The 17,925-nt window shown below is 41.4% G+C and carries 17 protein-coding genes; 6 read left to right on the top strand and 11 right to left on the bottom strand.

The window, feature by feature from the left end:
- The 8 genes from J7338_RS20025 to J7338_RS19990 form a co-directional block, all read right to left on the bottom strand.
- The coding region (locus J7338_RS20025; protein ID WP_210798736.1) for an ABC-three component system protein at positions 1-441 on the bottom strand (441 nt) is incomplete at its 3' end.
- Positions 442-795: a hypothetical protein gene (locus J7338_RS20020; protein ID WP_210798735.1), complete on the bottom strand. Its 354-nt coding sequence runs from the start codon at positions 793-795 to the stop codon at positions 442-444. It lies immediately after the preceding gene.
- Between the two features lie 378 nt (positions 796-1,173).
- Positions 1,174-2,763 carry a S24 family peptidase gene (locus J7338_RS20015; protein WP_210798731.1) on the bottom strand — a complete coding sequence of 530 codons (1,590 nt, stop codon included), beginning with the start codon at positions 2,761-2,763 and terminating at the stop codon, positions 1,174-1,176.
- A complete protein-coding gene (locus J7338_RS20010; RefSeq protein WP_210798729.1) occupies positions 2,760-3,359 on the bottom strand; it encodes a class I SAM-dependent methyltransferase in 600 nt (199 codons plus the stop codon). The genes J7338_RS20015 and J7338_RS20010 overlap by 4 nt, the downstream gene beginning before the upstream one ends.
- Before the next feature lie 721 nt (positions 3,360-4,080).
- Positions 4,081-6,474, bottom strand: a complete 2,394-nt coding sequence (locus tag J7338_RS20005) for a PKD domain-containing protein (protein ID WP_210798725.1) — start codon at positions 6,472-6,474, stop codon at positions 4,081-4,083.
- A gap of 33 nt (positions 6,475-6,507) precedes the next feature.
- Positions 6,508-9,207 (bottom strand): TonB-dependent receptor, encoded by a 2,700-nt coding sequence (locus tag J7338_RS20000; protein WP_210798722.1) that lies wholly within the window; start codon positions 9,205-9,207, stop codon positions 6,508-6,510.
- Between the two features lie 112 nt (positions 9,208-9,319).
- The gene (locus J7338_RS19995) at positions 9,320-10,300 is read right to left on the bottom strand and encodes a FecR domain-containing protein (RefSeq protein ID WP_210798720.1); all 981 of its coding nucleotides are present in this window, start codon (positions 10,298-10,300) and stop codon (positions 9,320-9,322) included.
- 6 nt (positions 10,301-10,306) lie between these two features.
- The gene (locus tag J7338_RS19990) at positions 10,307-10,825 is read right to left on the bottom strand and encodes a sigma-70 family RNA polymerase sigma factor (RefSeq protein WP_210798718.1); all 519 of its coding nucleotides are present in this window, start codon (positions 10,823-10,825) and stop codon (positions 10,307-10,309) included.
- 245 nt (positions 10,826-11,070) lie between these two features.
- Between J7338_RS19990 and exbB the strand changes: the two genes are divergently transcribed.
- The 6 genes from exbB to J7338_RS19960 all read left to right on the top strand — a co-directional run bounded on the left by exbB (position 11,071) and on the right by J7338_RS19960 (position 15,790).
- Positions 11,071-12,030 (top strand): tonB-system energizer ExbB, encoded by a 960-nt coding sequence (exbB, locus tag J7338_RS19985; protein WP_210798716.1) that lies wholly within the window; start codon positions 11,071-11,073, stop codon positions 12,028-12,030.
- A gap of 1 nt (position 12,031) precedes the next feature.
- On the top strand, positions 12,032-12,466 hold the full coding sequence (locus J7338_RS19980) for a biopolymer transporter ExbD (protein ID WP_210798714.1): 435 nt from the start codon (positions 12,032-12,034) through the stop codon (positions 12,464-12,466).
- Positions 12,463-13,305, top strand: a complete 843-nt coding sequence (locus J7338_RS19975; RefSeq protein ID WP_210798711.1) for an energy transducer TonB — start codon at positions 12,463-12,465, stop codon at positions 13,303-13,305. Before J7338_RS19980 ends, J7338_RS19975 begins: the two co-directional genes overlap by 4 nt.
- Before the next feature lie 55 nt (positions 13,306-13,360).
- Positions 13,361-13,963, top strand: a complete 603-nt coding sequence (locus J7338_RS19970) for a biliverdin-producing heme oxygenase (protein ID WP_210798710.1) — start codon at positions 13,361-13,363, stop codon at positions 13,961-13,963.
- Between the two features lie 44 nt (positions 13,964-14,007).
- On the top strand, positions 14,008-14,421 hold the full coding sequence (locus J7338_RS19965; RefSeq protein ID WP_228733044.1) for a YbaN family protein: 414 nt from the start codon (positions 14,008-14,010) through the stop codon (positions 14,419-14,421).
- Positions 14,422-14,899: 478 nt separating this feature from the next.
- Positions 14,900-15,790, top strand: coding sequence for a tetratricopeptide repeat protein (locus J7338_RS19960; protein WP_210798709.1), 891 nt, complete (start codon positions 14,900-14,902; stop codon positions 15,788-15,790).
- Here the strand turns inward: J7338_RS19960 and J7338_RS19955 are convergent.
- From J7338_RS19955 to J7338_RS19945, 3 genes are all read right to left on the bottom strand, one after another.
- A complete protein-coding gene (locus J7338_RS19955) occupies positions 15,787-16,107 on the bottom strand; it encodes a hypothetical protein (protein WP_210798738.1) in 321 nt (106 codons plus the stop codon). The genes J7338_RS19960 and J7338_RS19955 overlap by 4 nt on opposite strands.
- Before the next feature lie 49 nt (positions 16,108-16,156).
- Positions 16,157-16,978, bottom strand: a complete 822-nt coding sequence (locus J7338_RS19950) for a nuclear transport factor 2 family protein (protein WP_228733043.1) — start codon at positions 16,976-16,978, stop codon at positions 16,157-16,159.
- Positions 16,979-17,040: 62 nt separating this feature from the next.
- On the bottom strand, positions 17,041-17,781 hold the full coding sequence (locus J7338_RS19945) for a ferredoxin--NADP reductase (protein WP_210798708.1): 741 nt from the start codon (positions 17,779-17,781) through the stop codon (positions 17,041-17,043).
- Positions 17,782-17,925: the final 144 nt, after the last annotated feature.

Genomic DNA, 17,925 nt, shown 5'->3' with positions numbered 1-17,925 from the left:
TGGTCCTATATGTGCCCTAAATCGAGTAATAATAAGACTTAATACGTGATTAAATATTATTTGATAGGATTTCACATGTTGAAATTTCAAAATCATCTTTGAAGCTTTTTGACTGGATTTTAATGCCTCTTTAATAAAGATCTTTTTTTTGGCTTTAATCAATTTATTTTCTAAACCAATTACTTCCCTCGATTCACAATCCGTAATCTTACTTTGAAGCTCCTCAAGTACATAAAGATATACAGGGTTTTCTTCTTTTAATTTTTCATGATCACTAATTAGCTGCTTAAGCGACTCAGCTCCTACAGAAATATCAAAGGAAGGTAACTTTACAACCACCCCCCCTATCACTAAGTCACCGCCTATCTCGTTACTGCATATAGTATTATCTGTGATTGCATTTGCAACTGGATACCCTATAGGCTGGTCTTGAATACTCATTTATTTTCCACCAATACTCATAGAGCCTTTGACTTTATTGCCCTTAATTTTATTTTTTGTAATATTTGTTGATGAACCACCAATACTTAAATTTTCATCTACTTCATTATCTGAAATCGTATTATTGTGGACTTTAGAATCAGTACCTTTATTAACCTCTTGCTTTTGATTTTTAATCCAAAGCCACCCCATCAGAAAGCAAAATAAAAAGATAATAATTAATAGTATGATATTTAGAGCTATGTTTGTTTTAAAAACTTCAGAAAACTCTAAGTACTTATTTATTAAGTGATAAAATACCCAAGCAGCTATAGCTGATGGCCCTGCTACTTTTAACGTACTTTTCAGATCCATAATTTTTCCTCTAAACTATTTAGCAAATATTGTTATAACCATCAATCTACCAGCACACTCCAACTCCCCGTGATCACACCTGAAACGATCGTAATGATGAGTAATTTACAGCATGGATGCTGTAAAAAGCGTAGCTTGGCCATGGATGGCCTATCTACGCTGGTTACGTTCACATCATTAACGCAAGTTGAAGATCAAGTGTGATCCTCGGGTGCGCCGTGGGATTCCAAAGGGCGGTCGGCGGCAGCCGCCCTTTGGTTGCCATCGCCAACGCGATAAAACCTCGAATAGAGGTTATTAATCCCTTCACAATTCCTAATATTATCAATCACATTGACGCGCTAAAGCACGACCTACAAGTTAAGGCGCGACTACAAACTACTCTGCAACCACTTGTTTAAACCGCGCAAAGGTTCGCATGCTTTCATCAGCAATCATTACCTCATAATCTGGGTTTTGAGCAATTAGCTCGTATTGCCCATTAGGTAATTTATTAACTTTGCGCAGTAAATACTGCCCGTCTCCGCTTATATCATCTCGCTCTATAGCGACTATTTGGCCGCGCAGCGATCCTGCTTTATCGGATGTTATAAGCTCAAGGAGCAGTAAATCACCATCAAGTATTGGGTGTTTACCGCCATTCATTGAGTTACCTGATGCGTGTGCTAAAAAGTGCACTTGCGGGTCTAGCTTGCCCGCGCCAAGTGGCGCGTCCATCAGTTCCATATCGCTTTCATCCCCTGTTTTAAAATGCCCACAGGCTATTTTTATATTGGGGAAGTACGGCAGCTTTAATGCATTATCTATTGATTTTAAGCTAACTTCGGGCTTAGCAACTTGATTTAACTCAGGTTGTGATGCATTTGGGAACATAAACAACTCAGCAGTTGGTTTTGCTTGTTCGAAACTGTTTTTGCCAAGCCATAATTTAGCACTGCTTGATTCGGCAACCTGATACGCCCAGTTACTAACTGCAAGCGATTTATCTGCATCGCAGTAAAAGTAAGGTTGCAGTTTATTAGTTATTTCGGCTTTATGAATATCAAGGTTTTGTTCTAGCCAGCGGTCGCGGTGAGCAAAAGCTGCGAGGTGGTCTCGCTTATTGTTATTACAATCAGCATGCGCAGCAACAAAGTTATGTGCTAAGTCGTTTGGATAGCGCTTAAAAGGAATAAAGTGATCGATCTCTGGCGTTTTTTTAGTTTCTTTTTCGTTTTTTAGATTCATTGGCTTTTGGCAGTAAAAGCAAAGCCCGTTTTGAATATCTATCAATAGTGGAGTTACCACTTTTAACGCAGTTCTGTTACTGCCAAACAAGAACTCTTGTAGCTGGCTTTGCGATCCTAATAGTGTTTGATTCGCTTTTATAGTTTGTACTTTTTCTATCCATTCAGTAACACTAAGATGCACAACCAAATCGTAAAAACGCCTAAAACATTGAGCTATACCAGCATTTAAAACAATTCGCTTGGGCTCTCTGCCTTTACCTAAAAGTATATGGGGATATAAAAAACATTCTTCTTTACCCGAAAGTAACTGTAAGCGCCAAAGAGGGCCATCGATAAATGTTCGCCTAAGAGAACTAATTACTTGGTTATATTGTTGGTAGTTTTTGAATGCGTTGTAACTTTTCACACCTGCATTTTGTAGTTTGTAAATTTCGGTGATGAACTTTGCCTGTCCTTGGCTATTTTGCTTTAACAGCATGTCTTCAGTATTAGTAATAATATCGGTAGAGTGCGCAGCGTAAGGCATTGAGTGGTTCCAATAAAGTTGAATAAATTTATCGACTAACGTGTCGATTTTTATTTCCATTGGAGCACTCTGATCTTCATTTTGCTGTTCTACGCAAATATCAGCAATAGCATGTAATAGTGCATATTTATACGTTGCGGTGAATTCGCCCTCAACCAGCATGCGCTGAATATAGGCAATAAAGTCGAGTTGCTGCTGCATTGCACCAATCATAAAACCGGCACTGCTTTAATTAGGGCATTGAGCCATACTTCACTCTCGCGCTCTGGGCGTTGGTCAACCGTTTGCCATTGTTTTAGTATTTTAAGCTCGGTGTGGTGGGTAATTAGCGCGGTTAGGACATCTTCATTTAAATCGGTAAATTCGCGGCCATTATGCACGCGTTCTTGCGTGCCGTATTTAAACGACACATACAAAACACCGTTTGGTTTTAGGGCATTTTGCAGCTTTAAAAACACCTGAGGTAACTCTACTTTTGGCACATGCAATAAGCTGGCACAACACCAAATACCGTCGTAAATATTTGTACAATTAAGCTGCTGAAAGGTTTTAACCTCTACAGCTTGTTGTAAGTAATTACTGGCTAACTTTGCAATATTTTCGCTTGCATCAAATGCGCTAACAGTAAAGCCTTGTTGTTTAAAATACGCGGCGTCGCGAGCTGAGCCACAACCAGCATCTAAAATATGACCATGTTTAGGGATTAGCGGTAAAAACTCAGCGTAAAGCGTCGACATATCAACATTAAGTGTTGAGTCGCTAAAACTTTGTGCGTTTTGGTTGTAGTAACTGAGTGTTTTAGTGGTCACTTGATATACCGCTCCATGGCTAATTAATAATACTTAACTACTAGCTTGTTAAGCTGTGATTAAGTTTAGTCCTAACCTAACATAAAAATGTATTAAAAACATAGGGTTTTCCGATGAGTACCAAGGACATAGGCAATGACCGATAAAAATTAAGAGTTTAGTATTGGTTATATTTATTGGGCGAAGGTTCTAGGAAAGTGGCTAGGTGCTAGGGTCATAAAAGGCTCTAGGTTCTAGGGTTAATTCGTAGCCCGTCGCTTTTGTCTTTTCATTTACCCTCATTCATGGCTCTTTGTGCAAATTGGTTTTAAGTAATTTATTCACCACAGAGGTTAAGAGGCGCTGCACTTTAGAGGAAATGACGAAAAAGGCTTTTGATTGAGGGAAGGGACTAGGTCCCGAAGATCGTGGTTTTTTATCTTCTCTGTGTAGCGCAGCGTCTCGGTGGCCCTCGGTGGTAAAATTGGTTTAACAATCACAGCTAAAGCTAGTTCCTACGATGTTACAAGGCGCTAGGCGCTAGGTTTATTTCGAAGCCCGAACCTCGTAGCAAGCAAGTGGCTCGAAGCCTGTGTTATTACCTTCTCTGTGTAGCGCAGCGTCTCGGTGAGCTCGGTGGTAAAATAGATTTTAAAATAATCACAGCTAAAGGCTGGTTAAGTTAACCATAAAACCCAGGGTTTTGCGCTGGGTTTTATGGTTAGCGCTGGCAAATATTTAGTTATTCAGCGCCACATTCAGACCAATCATAGAATAAGCTTGATTTGTTGGCTGTGCGCCATGTTTCATAAACAAATGTTATTTCAGGAATTTCTTTAATGTTAAAAGAGAAATGAAATCCTTCAGATGCTTCTTCGTTACGAATACACGCAACCACAGGCAATATAGTTTTAAATGCAACTGATTTTCCCTTTGCTATTACTTGCTCATTTTTTAGGTTTTCGAAACGCGGTGTTAAGCTTGCTAACCCACCATTAATATGGCGCACCTGTAAATTTTCAATGGTGTAATCTGCATCAGTGGCGGTTAATGACCAGCTAATATAACCCTCTTCAAGATAAGGTTTAGAGCTGGCACTAAAGTCGTTCGCAAAGGGTGGAATATTCTCATACGGTAATGGCCGCCATAGGCTTTCATTATCTTCGTTGATGCTACGTAAACGTACGCCTTTGGCCTCTGTGAGTGGGTCAACGTTGACAACAAAATCATACTGCGGCGCATCATCAATTAGGTCTGTTGCAGAATAACGGAATGTATATTTACCTGGCTTTGTAAATACTTGCCCACGGGTATTTGGGCAATCAGCTTCACTTGGGTTACTAGTAAACTCGCCGCCTGCTGGGGTACTGACAAGCTCTTCATGAGTAAATACTTCATCACCATCGGCATCAACGGTTACTGGCCGATGTAATAACGACATGCACGGTAAAATTTGATAGTAATCTTGGCCAGGATTTAAGCGTCCCCAGCTACGCGCCCACACAACGGAACGGATCTCTGGAGCGGTATTGGTAAATTTCGCTAAACCGCTGTCTTGTGCATACGCTTTAGCAAATAAACCACGGTCATCTTCTACAATCAACTGCGCGGTATAAGATCCCGGCACATCGGTGATCACTTTTGCACGGCGGTATTCTTGGCTTTGCGGTTCAATTACCGGTTCGATAGTCGCGTTACTGCCATCTGGTTTATCAACCAATTCCCAATGAAAGGTCAGTGGGTCGTTATTCGGATCACTACTTGATGCATCAAATACTAAAGCATCACCCACTAACACTGACTTTGACTGTGCATCAACTCCTCCTGTAGACGGTTGACCGTTAACGTTGCCTATTTTAGCTTGCATGCTGGCAATTTGGTTTTCGCCGTCAGAGATAACCATACGCACTAAATAATTGCCGGCTATGTCGAGTGTTTGAATCTTTTTACCCATAGGTTTCCAAGAACCAATATTCACTAGCTCTGCTGTACTACCAGGTGGTTTTTCAACTAAAGTGGCTGCAATAATTTGTAACGGCTCGCCTTCTGGATCATAACCGGTAAAATTAAATTCAGCTCTTAAGCCTACTTCTTGTTCACTAATACTATTAGATGGGTAATAGCCGGTTGCTAATAATTTACCGATCGGTGGGGCATTGGTAGTTGCGTTAGGATCTTTTTTGACGGTGACTGTAACTTCTCTTTCTTCACTTTTTCGGGTGCCATCAAATACAAATAGCATTAATTTATAACTTGCCACAGCTTGCGGGGTAAAACGTACTACAGCCGTTTTTGTAGCTGTAAGCTCTGGGAGTGGTACATCATCAGGATCCGTTGCTGAGCGTGACAACCATTGCCAGCGATATTGTAGTGGTTCCCCTTCGGGGTCAATACTGGCTGATGCATCTAAAATAGCTTCTTCACCTAAGATAATCGTTATGTCGTCGGCTTTAGCCACTGGTGGCGCATCACCTGCTGAAACGCTTACCACTACTTCTTTTGGTTTACTCGCAACGCCGTTATGAGTAACCACTAACTGCAATGTGTAATCACCGGCTAAATCAACAAACAGTGTGCTTTGGCTTTGATCTGCGTTATTTAAATAACCCGCACTGTCGGTGGGCTTTGCCATAAGCGTCCATTGGTATAGTAATGAATCTGTGCCACCTGATGGGTTTACGCTTTGGCTACCATCTAAACCTACGCTATTAGTGCCTAAATTAACACTGTGGACTGACTCGGTAATTGCGATCGGGTAGGGGCTGGTTGCGCTAAGCGTGATACGCGCAGCTTCGCTATTATTTGCCCCATCATTAACAATTAAACTCACAACATAATTGCCAGGTAAATCTGCAATAAAGTCTGTTGTTATGGTATTGGTGCTGGTGATATTAGCAGTGCTTGTTGCTGGTCGCTTAATTAGCTGCCATTGATAAATTAAATCGGTTCCCTCAGCACTTGTACTCGCATTAGCATTAAGGGTGACTTTTACCGCACCATCTTTTAGTGAGAATGCTGATTCTGCTGGCAATTGCAGCTTAATTACCGCCGTTGGTTTTTTATCACTACCGCCACCACAGGCCGCCATAGTAAGAGCAAGTCCGACTATGGCTATTGCGCCAAATAATTTTTTCATTCTTTTGTACTCCTTGCTGATAGGTGTTATCAGTTAAAAATTATAAGTTAAGCTCAGCCGTGCAGTTCTTCCTGGTGCAGGCACTAAACCTAAACTTAACGCATCGAGGTAATAACGATCTGTGACATTATCGATAGTAAAATCGAGTGTTGTGTCGTCGTTAAATTTATAACTAGCGTAGATGTCTAAAAGGTTATAACTGTGCCAAAGTACGGGTTCATTAAACCCTGTTGGTGCGTTATAACGAGGAATTGAGTTGCGCTCTCCCATAAAGGTGCCACGCAGTCCAGCTTCTAATTGCTGCTCAAATAAACGTAAGCCAAGGTGAGCACTGGCGTGCCAATTTGGCGGGATCATGTTATTGATATAACTTTCAGGAAGGCCCCAATCATTACAGTAGTAGCGCACATAACTGCCCACATTACACACTTCAATCTGGGTATAATGCGTGCCGCTAAGCTCAGCAACCCAGTATTTTGTGTCGTAGCTAAAATTAAGCTCCCAGCCATTTAAATCTAGGCTGTCGATATTTCGCATTCTAAAAAAATCGTTGAGGCCGCCTTGTTTTTGCTCCCACGCATTGGGTTGCGTACGGGTTAAATAATCATCAACATGATTTTGGAAATAGGCGAGCTTAAAGCCCACTTTATAGTTATCTGTTAGTAATGAGTCGGTTAAATAATTAAGGCCAATTTCTTGGTTTTTAGCATGCTCTGGCTCTAAAGGGATATCTAAAACGGGGCTGACAGACCAACCTGAGGTACTTTCGAATAGGCTTGGCATACGCAAAGCTTCACTGTGGCGAATATAAAACTGCAGTCCTTTATATGCCTGCCACTTTAAAGCAACCAATGGTGCTGTGCCTGAGTGGCTATTTTCATATTGTACTTCTAAGCACCCACCGGCTCCGTCAGACACACAAGCAGGATCGTTGTTAGTAATGGTTACTGGGTTATTATCTTTCGATGAAAAGTGCGTAAAACGCAGTCCCGCTTCGAGTGTCCATGCTGTTAAAAACTGCCAATCAATGGCAGTAAAAGCACTAAATTCTTTACGCCAACCACTGCGAGATCCTGCATAGAAACCTTCGGTTTCAGGGGTGTCGGTATCCATGTTTTCATACTGTGCAGCAACACCATAGCTCAGCGCTAGTTCTCCCGCTGAATAAAACATCATGGTATTACTCACATCAGTTCCAAAGCGCTGATAATCATCGCTGCGAGCAACATTATCGACTATATCTACTGAGCCAACACCAGGGGTATTTAAATGGGTGAGTGCATCGGTATGCCAAAAGTTGGCTTTAAAGTCAGCCCAATCATATTTGATTGGCTGCCAGCGATATCGCACTGTGTAAGTTTGATTAGTGACTTCGCTATCGAGCCATTGCCTTGCTTGACCAAAAGAGCGTATTTGCGATGGCATCATTTCGCCGTAGCTGCTGTTATAGCGTATATAGCTCATTTCAAGGCTTTGGTCGTTGGGCAGCAACACATTGCTTTTTAACAGCCAAGATTCACTAGAAAAATTGGTATTGGGGATGCGTTCATTGGCACGAAACCGCGATGCCCCTTGCATTGACACCGCAGTTTCGGTGTACCAAGCAAGTTTGTCGGGGGCTGCGTAAATTATTTCAGGTGCAGGGCCGTTACTACCTGCATAGTAATTACCTTGCTCGCGCTTAGCATAAGCAGCAATTAGATCGCCCCACTGAAAATGCTTAGCGGCAGCAAAACTGCCTGCATAACTAGCAAACTCAAATAAGCTGGGTCTATCCATGCCCTCCTCAGGAGCAAAGCGCTCTGGCATTATGTACTGCTCAGTACAATAACTCGAAAAGCGACACTGTGAACGATAGGCATTGCGTGGTAAATAATACCCTGCGTATGTACCTGGCTCTGGCGTATTAGCGCTATTACCGATGGCGCTAACACGTAATCTAAACCCGCTGAGCTCACCCTCTTTAACAATATCATCAGCCGACAATGTACTAACGCTCACCAAGCCACCTGTCGCCCCAGTGCCATCAGCACTCATGATAGGGCCTTTACTGATTTTAACAGAGCCAATTAAATCGGGATCAATGTAACTGCGACTCGATACACCAGCGTAGCCGCGATACACGGTGGTTTCTTGACGACTACCATCTATCACTACCGGTACTCGTCCTTGGCCTTGCATACCACGAATATTAACATCAAGCCCACCTGAGTTACGGTTTTCGCTGATCAAAACACCCGGTGTACCTTGAAATATGTCGCCAACACTGGTGCCTCTAAAGCGTTCAATATCTTGCTGAGTAATTAAGTTTACTGATGCGGCTTCGGTATAGGTTTGATCTTTTAGATCAGTACTGCCGCTTTGCACATTAATGGTATTTAGCGTGATCAAATCTTGGGTGGGTTTTTGTTGTACCAACCATGCATTATTACTAATTGGTAAAGCATGTAGATTGGTATTGCTTAACAGCCTTTGTAAGGCTGCCTCTATGGTCATTTCATCGGTTATTGCAGCGACTGAAAAACCACCGACAACACGCTCTTCAAATGATAAAGTCACACCCGCTTGGCGTGAAAATAAAGTCAATACATCACCAAGCTGACCTGCAGGAAGAGCAAACTTGATCATTTTTGATTGTGATGTTGCAGGTACTTGTTCAGCAAAACTTGCTGAAGGGGTAATCACCAACAAACCTGTGACTACGATGAGTAAATTTAACGCTGCGCGGGGCATAAATGGTTTCCTATTTCTTTAATGCATACTTATATGACGCATGAAAATAGTAATCCCGTAACTCTAAATGATAATTATTTTATATTTTTCTTGATGAACTAAATACACATGACTATGAGCGAATTTCGGCCCACCAACGGGTTCTGTAATGCACACTTGCCCGAGCGCTACGAGCGACTGTTTTAAGGATCAGGTGAGTGTCATTTAACTGAAAAACCCCAGAGACAAGGTAATCATTTAAACGGGGGGCAATTTTTACAAAACCACGGTGATAACGAGATAGTTCAGCTAAAAAAGAATTGATTGGCATAGTTCGCACTGACAGCAGCCCTGCTGTCCAGCTACTGTAGTCAAATATATGATTGTCTAACTGTTGCATTGAATTTACGGTAATTTTATATAGCTCGCCAGCCTTGATCGCCTGATTGGTAAATAAGCCGTTTGCTTGCGCGAGCTTAACACTGCCTTGCATAACTTGAACTAAAGCATGATCGGCTTCATTACGCACAAAAAATTGTTTGCTGTCACAAAGTAAAGTTCCGTGCTGTAACGCCACCTGCACAGGCTGCGTATTAGCTGAACCTATAAATTGCATTTCTCCTCGGGTTAAATGAATGTATCTATTGTGAGCATTAAAATTCAGTTCTACGGTGCTGTTATGATTTAACCAAAGCTGGCTATTATCGACGAGCGTAAATAATTGCCGTTGATTGGTAGTTGCGTGATCTGCGTTAAGGTATTGCCATGCCCCCTGTTTGTCTGCCAACCAACTTACACTGGCAAGTCCTAGTGTGGTTCCAGCGATCCTTTTTAGCGCCTGGCGACGATTCATGCTTTGTATATCATGATCGGTTTTTTTTAAGGTCATGTGGGCAATACGACCATTTTTTTTACTCACTCCGGCAAATGCAGCCTCCATGTTTTCTATCCGTTGCCAGGCTAATTCATGCATCGGATCGGCAAGCCGCCATCGCCTATATTCAGCCATATCTGCAGACTGTGCGTTGCCCGACTCTAAACAAATACGCCACGCAATCGCTTGCTGTACGACTTGTTCTGGTAAAGGTGTTTTTTGTGCACACGTATTATTCACAATCGCTTACTCTATATCACAGTATGTAAGGGTGTAGCACTCTAACATCGCTTTCGCCATGTATTTTTCAATAGATGATAGGCTCACCTTGAGTTGCTTTGCGACTTCTTTGTAACTTAGTCCATCGAGTCTAACCATTAAAAATGCTGTTTTTTCGATTGCTCTCAAACCACTCAATAATTTATCTATTTGCTCTAGTAAACTGAGCAGCTGTAGTTGTTCTTCAGGCGAAAAATAGGCTGCTTCTGGCATGCTTTCTAAGAATAATAAATAGTTTTCTTCTAGAACGTTACGACGAATATTATCGGTTACTAAGTTTCCGGCAACTTTTGTAAGCCATGCTCGCGGGCTTTGTATTTCGTTATACAAAGAGGGCTTATTAAGTAAACGCATAAATGTATCTTGAGCGAGATCTTGTGCATTATCTTTGTTGTAGGTGCGTCGAGCGATCCAGCGAACAAGCCACTCATGGTGTTCCTGGTAGAGCGCATTAAACCCTACTGAGTTAGCGGTAGTGCTAGTCAAAATTTAACTATTCCTGTAGCATATTTACCGCGAGTATAAATGATTTTCATTCCTATTCAAGTTAATATGAATATTCTGCGAACATTATTAATAAAAAATTTATTATTCTTTTGATGAAAATAGGATCTCGTTCGGCATTAGTTATATAGCCAATAATTTGTCCATCAAAACGATGCGGCATATTGATCTAGTTTGTTGGTGTTACATCGCCACATTTACAAATTACGTAAAAATTAGGGAGCAAAATGTTTATAAGAACCATGTTATTTGTGTGTTTAATAGGTGGTGGAACGTCTGCTGTTCACGCACAACAAGCGGCGCCGTCAACAGCCTCCAAAGTAGAAGCTACAGGCAATGCTGTTACACCAGAGGTGAATACAAATACGCTATCAGCTAAATCTTTAACCGTAGGATCTGACCTTGATACAGACACCAATACCACGGTTAGTGTTGACGAGGCAGCTTTTGATCAACATGACTTATCGCCAATCAGCATGTACAAGGGCGCTGATGTCGTTGTGAAGAGCGTAATTATCGGGTTACTTTTAGCATCGTTAGTCTCGTGGGCTATCTGCATCTTTAAATCTGTACAATTAAATTTTGCAAAACGACATGCTAAAAAATTACTTACGCACCTAATCAAAAGTGAAAGTTTTGCCAAAGCGAAACAAAACTTATCATCACAGCAAAGTAATGCTTTAACGCTATTAAAGGCAACTGAACATGAATTACAGCTAACCGCTGAAGGCCTTGCCACTGACGGAGGTTTAAAAGAGAGATTAATCGCGCGTTTAGAGCGTGTACAAGCAGCGCTAAGCGCAAATATGAATCAGGGTACAGGCATATTGGCAACGATAGGCTCTGTTGCACCGTTTGTCGGTTTGTTTGGTACGGTTTGGGGCATTATGAATAGCTTTATTGGTATTGCTAAAACACAAACAACTAATTTAGCCGTAGTCGCCCCAGGTATTGCAGAAGCCTTATTAGCAACGGCTCTGGGGTTAGTTGCAGCGATCCCAGCCGTTATTATGTACAACCATTTTTCTCGTGTAATTGGCAGTTACAAAGCACAGTTAGCCGATATTCTGACCGCGATCATGATACTCGTGAGCCGAGATCTTGACCGAAAGCACCCTGATGCAAAACACATAGCCTACCTGCTTAACGATAAAGACGCTGCAGATGCAGTATCTAAAGAGCTTTAAAATGGCATTTAGTAGTAACCGTACCGATAGCGATGAATTACAAGAGCAGCATGAGATTAACGTCACTCCGTTTATTGATGTGATGTTGGTATTGCTAATAATTTTTATGGTGGCGGCACCATTAGCCACTGTCACTGTGCCAGTTAAGTTGCCTGCTGTTGCGGCCCCAACCCAACCGAAAAGTGATGATCCAACTTACCTTACTCTACAACAAGACCTTACTTTAATACTTGGCGAGGGAGATAAAATAAACCAACAAAATTTGGCGCAAGCACTAAAACAACATGGTATTGAAACACAGCAGCAGATTTTGATTCGTGCAGATAGCAAAGTTGAATATGGTCAGTTCATGGCATTAATGAATCAATTAACCAAAGCCGGCTACTCACAAGTTGCTTTAGTCGGTCTTGAACACGAATCGGATGTTACTCAGTGAGTTTATTTGTAGGCAATGAGCTATCCGCTCCCCGCATAGTGAATTGGCATGTTGTAGGCGCTTTTTTTATCGCCGCGATGATTCATGCCGCCATTGCAGGTTATTTTTTAATGCCGACAGAGCATAACAATATCGTGCCCATGCAAGCTTCACCGCAGGTGTTTGAAGTCAATATTGTGGCAGCCCCCAAAGCGGAGCCATCGGCACTTCCTGTCGGGCCTACGCAACAAGAGTCAGCACCAGTAAAGCAGCAGGTAAGCAAGCCGGCAACAACTATAGATAAACCCTTGGTAAAACCATTACTCGAAAGTAAATCTGACTTTACCATTAGCGATAAACAACCTGAGCCAGCACCAAGTAAACCATTAGAAAAATCTAATCAACAACAAGAGCAAGATCCACAACCGACTCCGCTGCCTGATAACACCAGCATAACAGGAGCCAGTGAACACTTGGTAGAGCAAAGTAGTGCTCCTTTGGCTATTCCAGTGAAAGAGTCAACAGTCGCATCTGGTCCGATAAAAGGTGCTTTAAGTGAACAGCAAAGTACAGCTAAACAAGTATGGCAAAGTGCTATTCAGATCCACCTAGAACGAAAGAAGCGCTATCCACGAATGGCAAAGTTAAGGCGCCAACAAGGTGTTCCTTGGGTGAGCTTTACCATAGACAGAGCAGGTAATGTTTTAGATGTCACATTATTTAAAGCAAGCGGAATAGCTGCATTAGATAATGAGGTCATCGAATTAGTTAGACGTGCTGAGCCCTTGCCCGTCCCTCCAGAAGAAGTTACAGGGAACCCAATAAAAATGGCCGTGCCTGTGGCATTTTTTATTCATTAACAGCTACTTGCTGTGCTTATTACGAATTACTAAAATATAAAACTAAGGACATACAATGATTGCAGACCAACATGTTAACAATGAGATTAATACGCCTTCATTAACAACACTATTTAAACTCAATACCACGACTATTCACGATAGCCTTGATAAAACGATTATGACTAAGCGACCGTTTGCAAGTTTAGACCGTTATGCTTTATTTTTAGAAGTTCAATATCGATTTCATTTGGCTATTTCCCCTCTTTATAGCGATACTAACTTAAGCCGTTTAGTGAGCGATCTCCCAACACGACAGCGCCTAAGCCATCTTGAACAAGACTTACGCGATATTAACGTCGATCTGAGTGAAGTACCAACCAGCGTTAACTTAGTGCCGGTTGACTACCCAGCCTCACTGGGTTGGCTTTATGTATCAGAGGGGTCTAATTTAGGCGCTGAGTATTTATTAAAAGCAGCAAAACGTATTGGCTTATCAGAAGAATTTGGTGCCTCGCATTTAGCACCAGCAACAATTGGCCGTGGGCAATCATGGCAAGATTTTACAACGGCTTTAAATACAATTGAATTAACTAAAGAACAACAGACACTTGCAATTAATGGCGCTCGCGATGCTTTTAGTTTGGTTCGTAGTGCTGTTGATTGTGTATTTGTTTAAGCAAAATGTTAGCTTACAAGTGCATTAAAATTAAGTGATAAAGTATGAAGCGTACAGGTAAGAAAAACTCGATGTTAGTTATCAGTAAATTTAAGCAAGTGACTTATTTATTAAGTGGCTTCGTGTTAACCGTAATGGGGATTGTCGGTGCCTTTTTGCCGATAATGCCAACAACAGTATTTCTTATTGGTGCTGTTTTTTGTTTTAGCCGTTCATCAAAGCGCTTTGAATCTTGGTTAATTAATCACCCTCGCTTTGGTAAAACACTAACCAATTGGCAAGCCCATGGCGCTATTTCTAAGTCGGCAAAAGTAATGGCCAGTTTAGGCATGGCTGTTGGGTATGGCTTATTTTACCTAGGCACACAACCTTCTTTATTACTAGCCAGCATTGTGGCGTTATTTATGGTGGGCTGCGCCTATTATGTTATTTCACGCCCTTTACCACCGAACGTTTAACCGTAACGTTCGGTAGCGGCTGTTACCGTTATTTTGATAACCCTGTCACCAGAATATTTACTCAACAATGACTGTGTTTTTTACAAGCAAATTGTTTAGTTACCATGCCATACCAACGGTGGCTGAGGTAAATGATCTGTGAAAAGTTAGTAGGGCTATAAAGTCTCCTCAAAAATTCATAATCCCCTAAATATTAAGATCTTGTTCAGATATGTTTGGTTATTATGAACACTCACTCCTGTTGATATCCCTAACGACATTATGTTGTTAAACAGTTTTACCAGCTCTTCATAGAGCTGGTTTTTTTTGCCTGTTTTTTACTAGCTTCATTTTATCCCACTACAGTAATGCAGCGTTCACCTAACACACTGCTGTAAAAACATCCTCGAAAGATCAACCCGCCCTAGTTACTAATAGGTAGTCATGTTACAGTTTCAATAATTTACTTAGCACTTTAATTTACCGACTAGGCAGTAGTATGCGTCATTATTTTGTATCAGTTTTACTTCTTTTTGCTACTTTAGTGGCAGCTCAAGCAAAGGCTGAAGAGTCTCGCTTTGAGCCCAGCCAGCAACAGCAGCAACAGGCACTCTCAAAACTTCAAGAACCAATGTATAAACCCTTGATGGAACGTTATATTCTTGATGAACTTAAAGCGGTACGTCAAGATCAACAAAAATTACGTGAAGACGTTACCAAACAAGTCACTCATGCTCAGCTTGATACCGCTGACCGTGCACTGACTTACACCACAGATACGATTAATAATGTATTTTTTATCATCACTGCCACAGCCTCTATTTTGGTACTGGTTGGCTGGAACTCGTTACGTGATGTAAAAAACAAAGTCGAAGATATTGTAAATACCCGTGTCAGCGTGATCACTAATGAATACGAAGCACGTTTGAATACATTTGAAGAGAAGCTACGCGAGCGCTCTGAAGAAATTTTAAGTAACCAACAAAAAATATCTGTTACCAATGAAGTCCACTCATTATGGATGCGTGCAAATTTAGAAAGTGATATAGCCAATAAAATCGAAATTTTTGATGAGATTTTAAATCGAAAACCAGAAGATGTAGAAGCCATCGCCTATAAAGCCGATGCATTACTAGAGCTTAATGAAACAGCTCAGGCGATAGAGTTGTGTAACCAAGCCTTAGATATAGACAGTGACTACGGCTACGCTTATTGGCAACGTGCATGTGCCTATGCGTTGACGCATAAACACGCTGATGCATTAGCTGATATTAAAATGTCGTTGGAGTATTCTCCAAACTTACGTAATGAGTTATTGCATGAAAGTGCATTTGCCAGTTTACACGACAATAGCAGCTTTAATGCGATTGTTTCTGGCGACAATGATTAACGTTCTAAGAAGCTTTCAATTGCTTGAGTGAGTAGTTCGTCGAGCTGCTCTTCAAACTCATCTTTGTTGGTTTTAAAGTGCGCCAAATATGCCTGCGCATGCTGATCAGACAACAGCCGAGCATTAATACTGTATTCGCGCTCGGCTTTCGTTTTATCAAACCGCGCAGTAAAATGATACAAAGCAAAATAAGGGGCGACTAATTGCTGATTAGCATAATCACAAAAGCGTTCAATGGTTTGTGCGCCCGTTGGCCCTAAACAACCAGGCTCTACACGATAAAGTAACTTAATTTTTTTATCATCACTAATTTGCATACTCATCGCGCCCCTTTATTTGCCTATAAATAATTTGCCTATTAATACTCTACCTAAAAAAGAGTACTTTAATTATTTTGCCGTTTTCAACTTGATAGCTAGAGATTAACTCCCCGCGCTTATCAACCACGTTAGGATCTGTTGAACAGGTTTCTGACAGTTCATGATCGATAACGATATTACCGTGTACAATGCGTTTAATTGGGGATGATTTTATACACTTTAATTTTTTAAACATTATCCCGTAACGGGCAATCAATTTTTCTTTGCCCTTAAACAGTAACTCATTTGGAAAGGCATAAAACTCTACATTTTCATCATACATACTAATAAATGCGTCGATATTTCTGGCGTTGTACGCCTTAATTAATTGCTCGATAACTGCTAACGATTCGCGTGACTGTTTGGCTTTAACTTGTTGCTTGAGTGTTAGCGCTTCTTTAGCTTGGATCACCGCTTGCTCTGCTTGTGCGACAGCAAGCTGTTTTTCTTGTTGCGTTTTAGGAAGCTCAGCAGGTTTTGCCGTTTCTGTGCCAAGCACCTTACTGGTATCAACTTCAGGCTCGCTTGGTTTACTGGTATCCGTTTTAATTGGCTGTGTTGGTTCAACGTTTACAGGTTCAGCTGATTGCTCATTTTGCGGGGTTAAAGTGATCACCGCAGGGCTATCTTGTAATTCAACTTCAGTTGATTTAGCTGGGGCTTTACTCTGCACTCGTTTATCTTCACCAACGCTAGTGTCAGTCGTTTTTACTGCTACAAGCAATTTAGCTGTTGTTTCAGTTTTAGTTTGTGGTTCAACTACGTCAGCTGCAGTTGCTAATAACTGCCACGGAAATAGCAAACTTACTAAAAAAAATAACGGTTTCATACTGTTCCTGAGTAATTTAAGAAACTCTAAAATAACAAAATTTACCGGATCGCGATAGCTTTTTACCAATACTGCTCAACGGTGATTTGCCCAGGCTCGCGACGACGATTGCGAGTGTAGCCTTGCTCGGTTAATAATGCGCTGGTGTCTTTAACCATTTGTGGATTACCACAGATCATAAATTGACTATTTTGCGGGCTAACTGCGCTATCACAATGCTTAAATAAGGTGCCATCGGCAATTCGATCAGTAATGCGCCCATCTAAGCCGACAATTGCCTGCTCGCGACTCACTACGGGCAGATAAGTCAATTGTGGATACTGCTGCTGCAATTGCGCTATTTTTTCTTGATAACTTAAATCAGCATTCAAGCGCACACCGTGCACTAAGGTAATGTGCTTAAATTTCTGCCACACATCAGGCTGCTCTAAAATAGATAAAAACGGCCCAATTGCGGTTCCGGTACTAAGCATAAATAACTGTTCACTGGCGGGGATTTCATCAATAGTAAAAAATCCACTGGCGCGGCTTTCAATCATCACCGTATCGCCGGGTTTAAGCTTGGCTAATTGTTGTGATAATAAGCCATCTGCCACGTTAATAAGATAAAACTCTAAATCGGGAGAGCTTGGTGCATTTACGTAAGAGTACGCCCGTGCAATACGTTTTTCATCCATCATCATAGAAAGCTTAGTAAACTGCCCTGCTTTAAACGGCTCCACATCGGCATTCACAATTAAACTAAATAACGTATCAGTCCACCAAACAATATCTTTAACACTCGCTTCAACCCAATTAGACACAATTAACACTCCTTAATTATTGCTTTGTATAACAGTGGCAAGAGTGCACAGCATTGTCAATGTTTGCGAGTTTGCATTCACTTATAAGGAGTGCGAGTTTGCGAGTTTGCGAGTTTGCGAGTTTGCGAGTTTGCGAGTTTGCGA

It is taken from the genome of Pseudoalteromonas ostreae (genome assembly GCF_018069805.1).
In the GTDB taxonomy this organism is placed as follows: Bacteria; Pseudomonadota; Gammaproteobacteria; order Enterobacterales; family Alteromonadaceae; genus Pseudoalteromonas; species Pseudoalteromonas ostreae.
This window is presented reverse-complemented; position numbering and strand designations above follow the sequence as displayed.

Excerpts from the sequence above, each read along its gene's own strand:
- J7338_RS20020 (WP_210798735.1), bottom strand. The coding sequence starts at position 795 with ATGGATCTGAAAAGTACGTTAAAAGTAGCAGGGCCATCAGCTATAGCT.
- J7338_RS20015 (WP_210798731.1), bottom strand. The coding sequence starts at position 2,763 with ATGATTGGTGCAATGCAGCAGCAACTCGACTTTATTGCCTATATTCAG.
- J7338_RS20005 (WP_210798725.1), bottom strand. The coding sequence starts at position 6,474 with ATGAAAAAATTATTTGGCGCAATAGCCATAGTCGGACTTGCTCTTACT.
- J7338_RS20000 (WP_210798722.1), bottom strand. The coding sequence starts at position 9,207 with ATGCCCCGCGCAGCGTTAAATTTACTCATCGTAGTCACAGGTTTGTTG.
- exbB (WP_210798716.1), top strand. The coding sequence starts at position 11,071 with ATGTTTATAAGAACCATGTTATTTGTGTGTTTAATAGGTGGTGGAACG.
- J7338_RS19980 (WP_210798714.1), top strand. The coding sequence starts at position 12,032 with ATGGCATTTAGTAGTAACCGTACCGATAGCGATGAATTACAAGAGCAG.
- J7338_RS19970 (WP_210798710.1), top strand. The coding sequence starts at position 13,361 with ATGATTGCAGACCAACATGTTAACAATGAGATTAATACGCCTTCATTA.
- J7338_RS19965 (WP_228733044.1), top strand. The coding sequence starts at position 14,008 with ATGAAGCGTACAGGTAAGAAAAACTCGATGTTAGTTATCAGTAAATTT.
- J7338_RS19960 (WP_210798709.1), top strand. The coding sequence starts at position 14,900 with ATGCGTCATTATTTTGTATCAGTTTTACTTCTTTTTGCTACTTTAGTG.
- J7338_RS19955 (WP_210798738.1), bottom strand. The coding sequence starts at position 16,107 with ATGCAAATTAGTGATGATAAAAAAATTAAGTTACTTTATCGTGTAGAG.
- J7338_RS19950 (WP_228733043.1), bottom strand. The coding sequence starts at position 16,978 with ATGAAACCGTTATTTTTTTTAGTAAGTTTGCTATTTCCGTGGCAGTTA.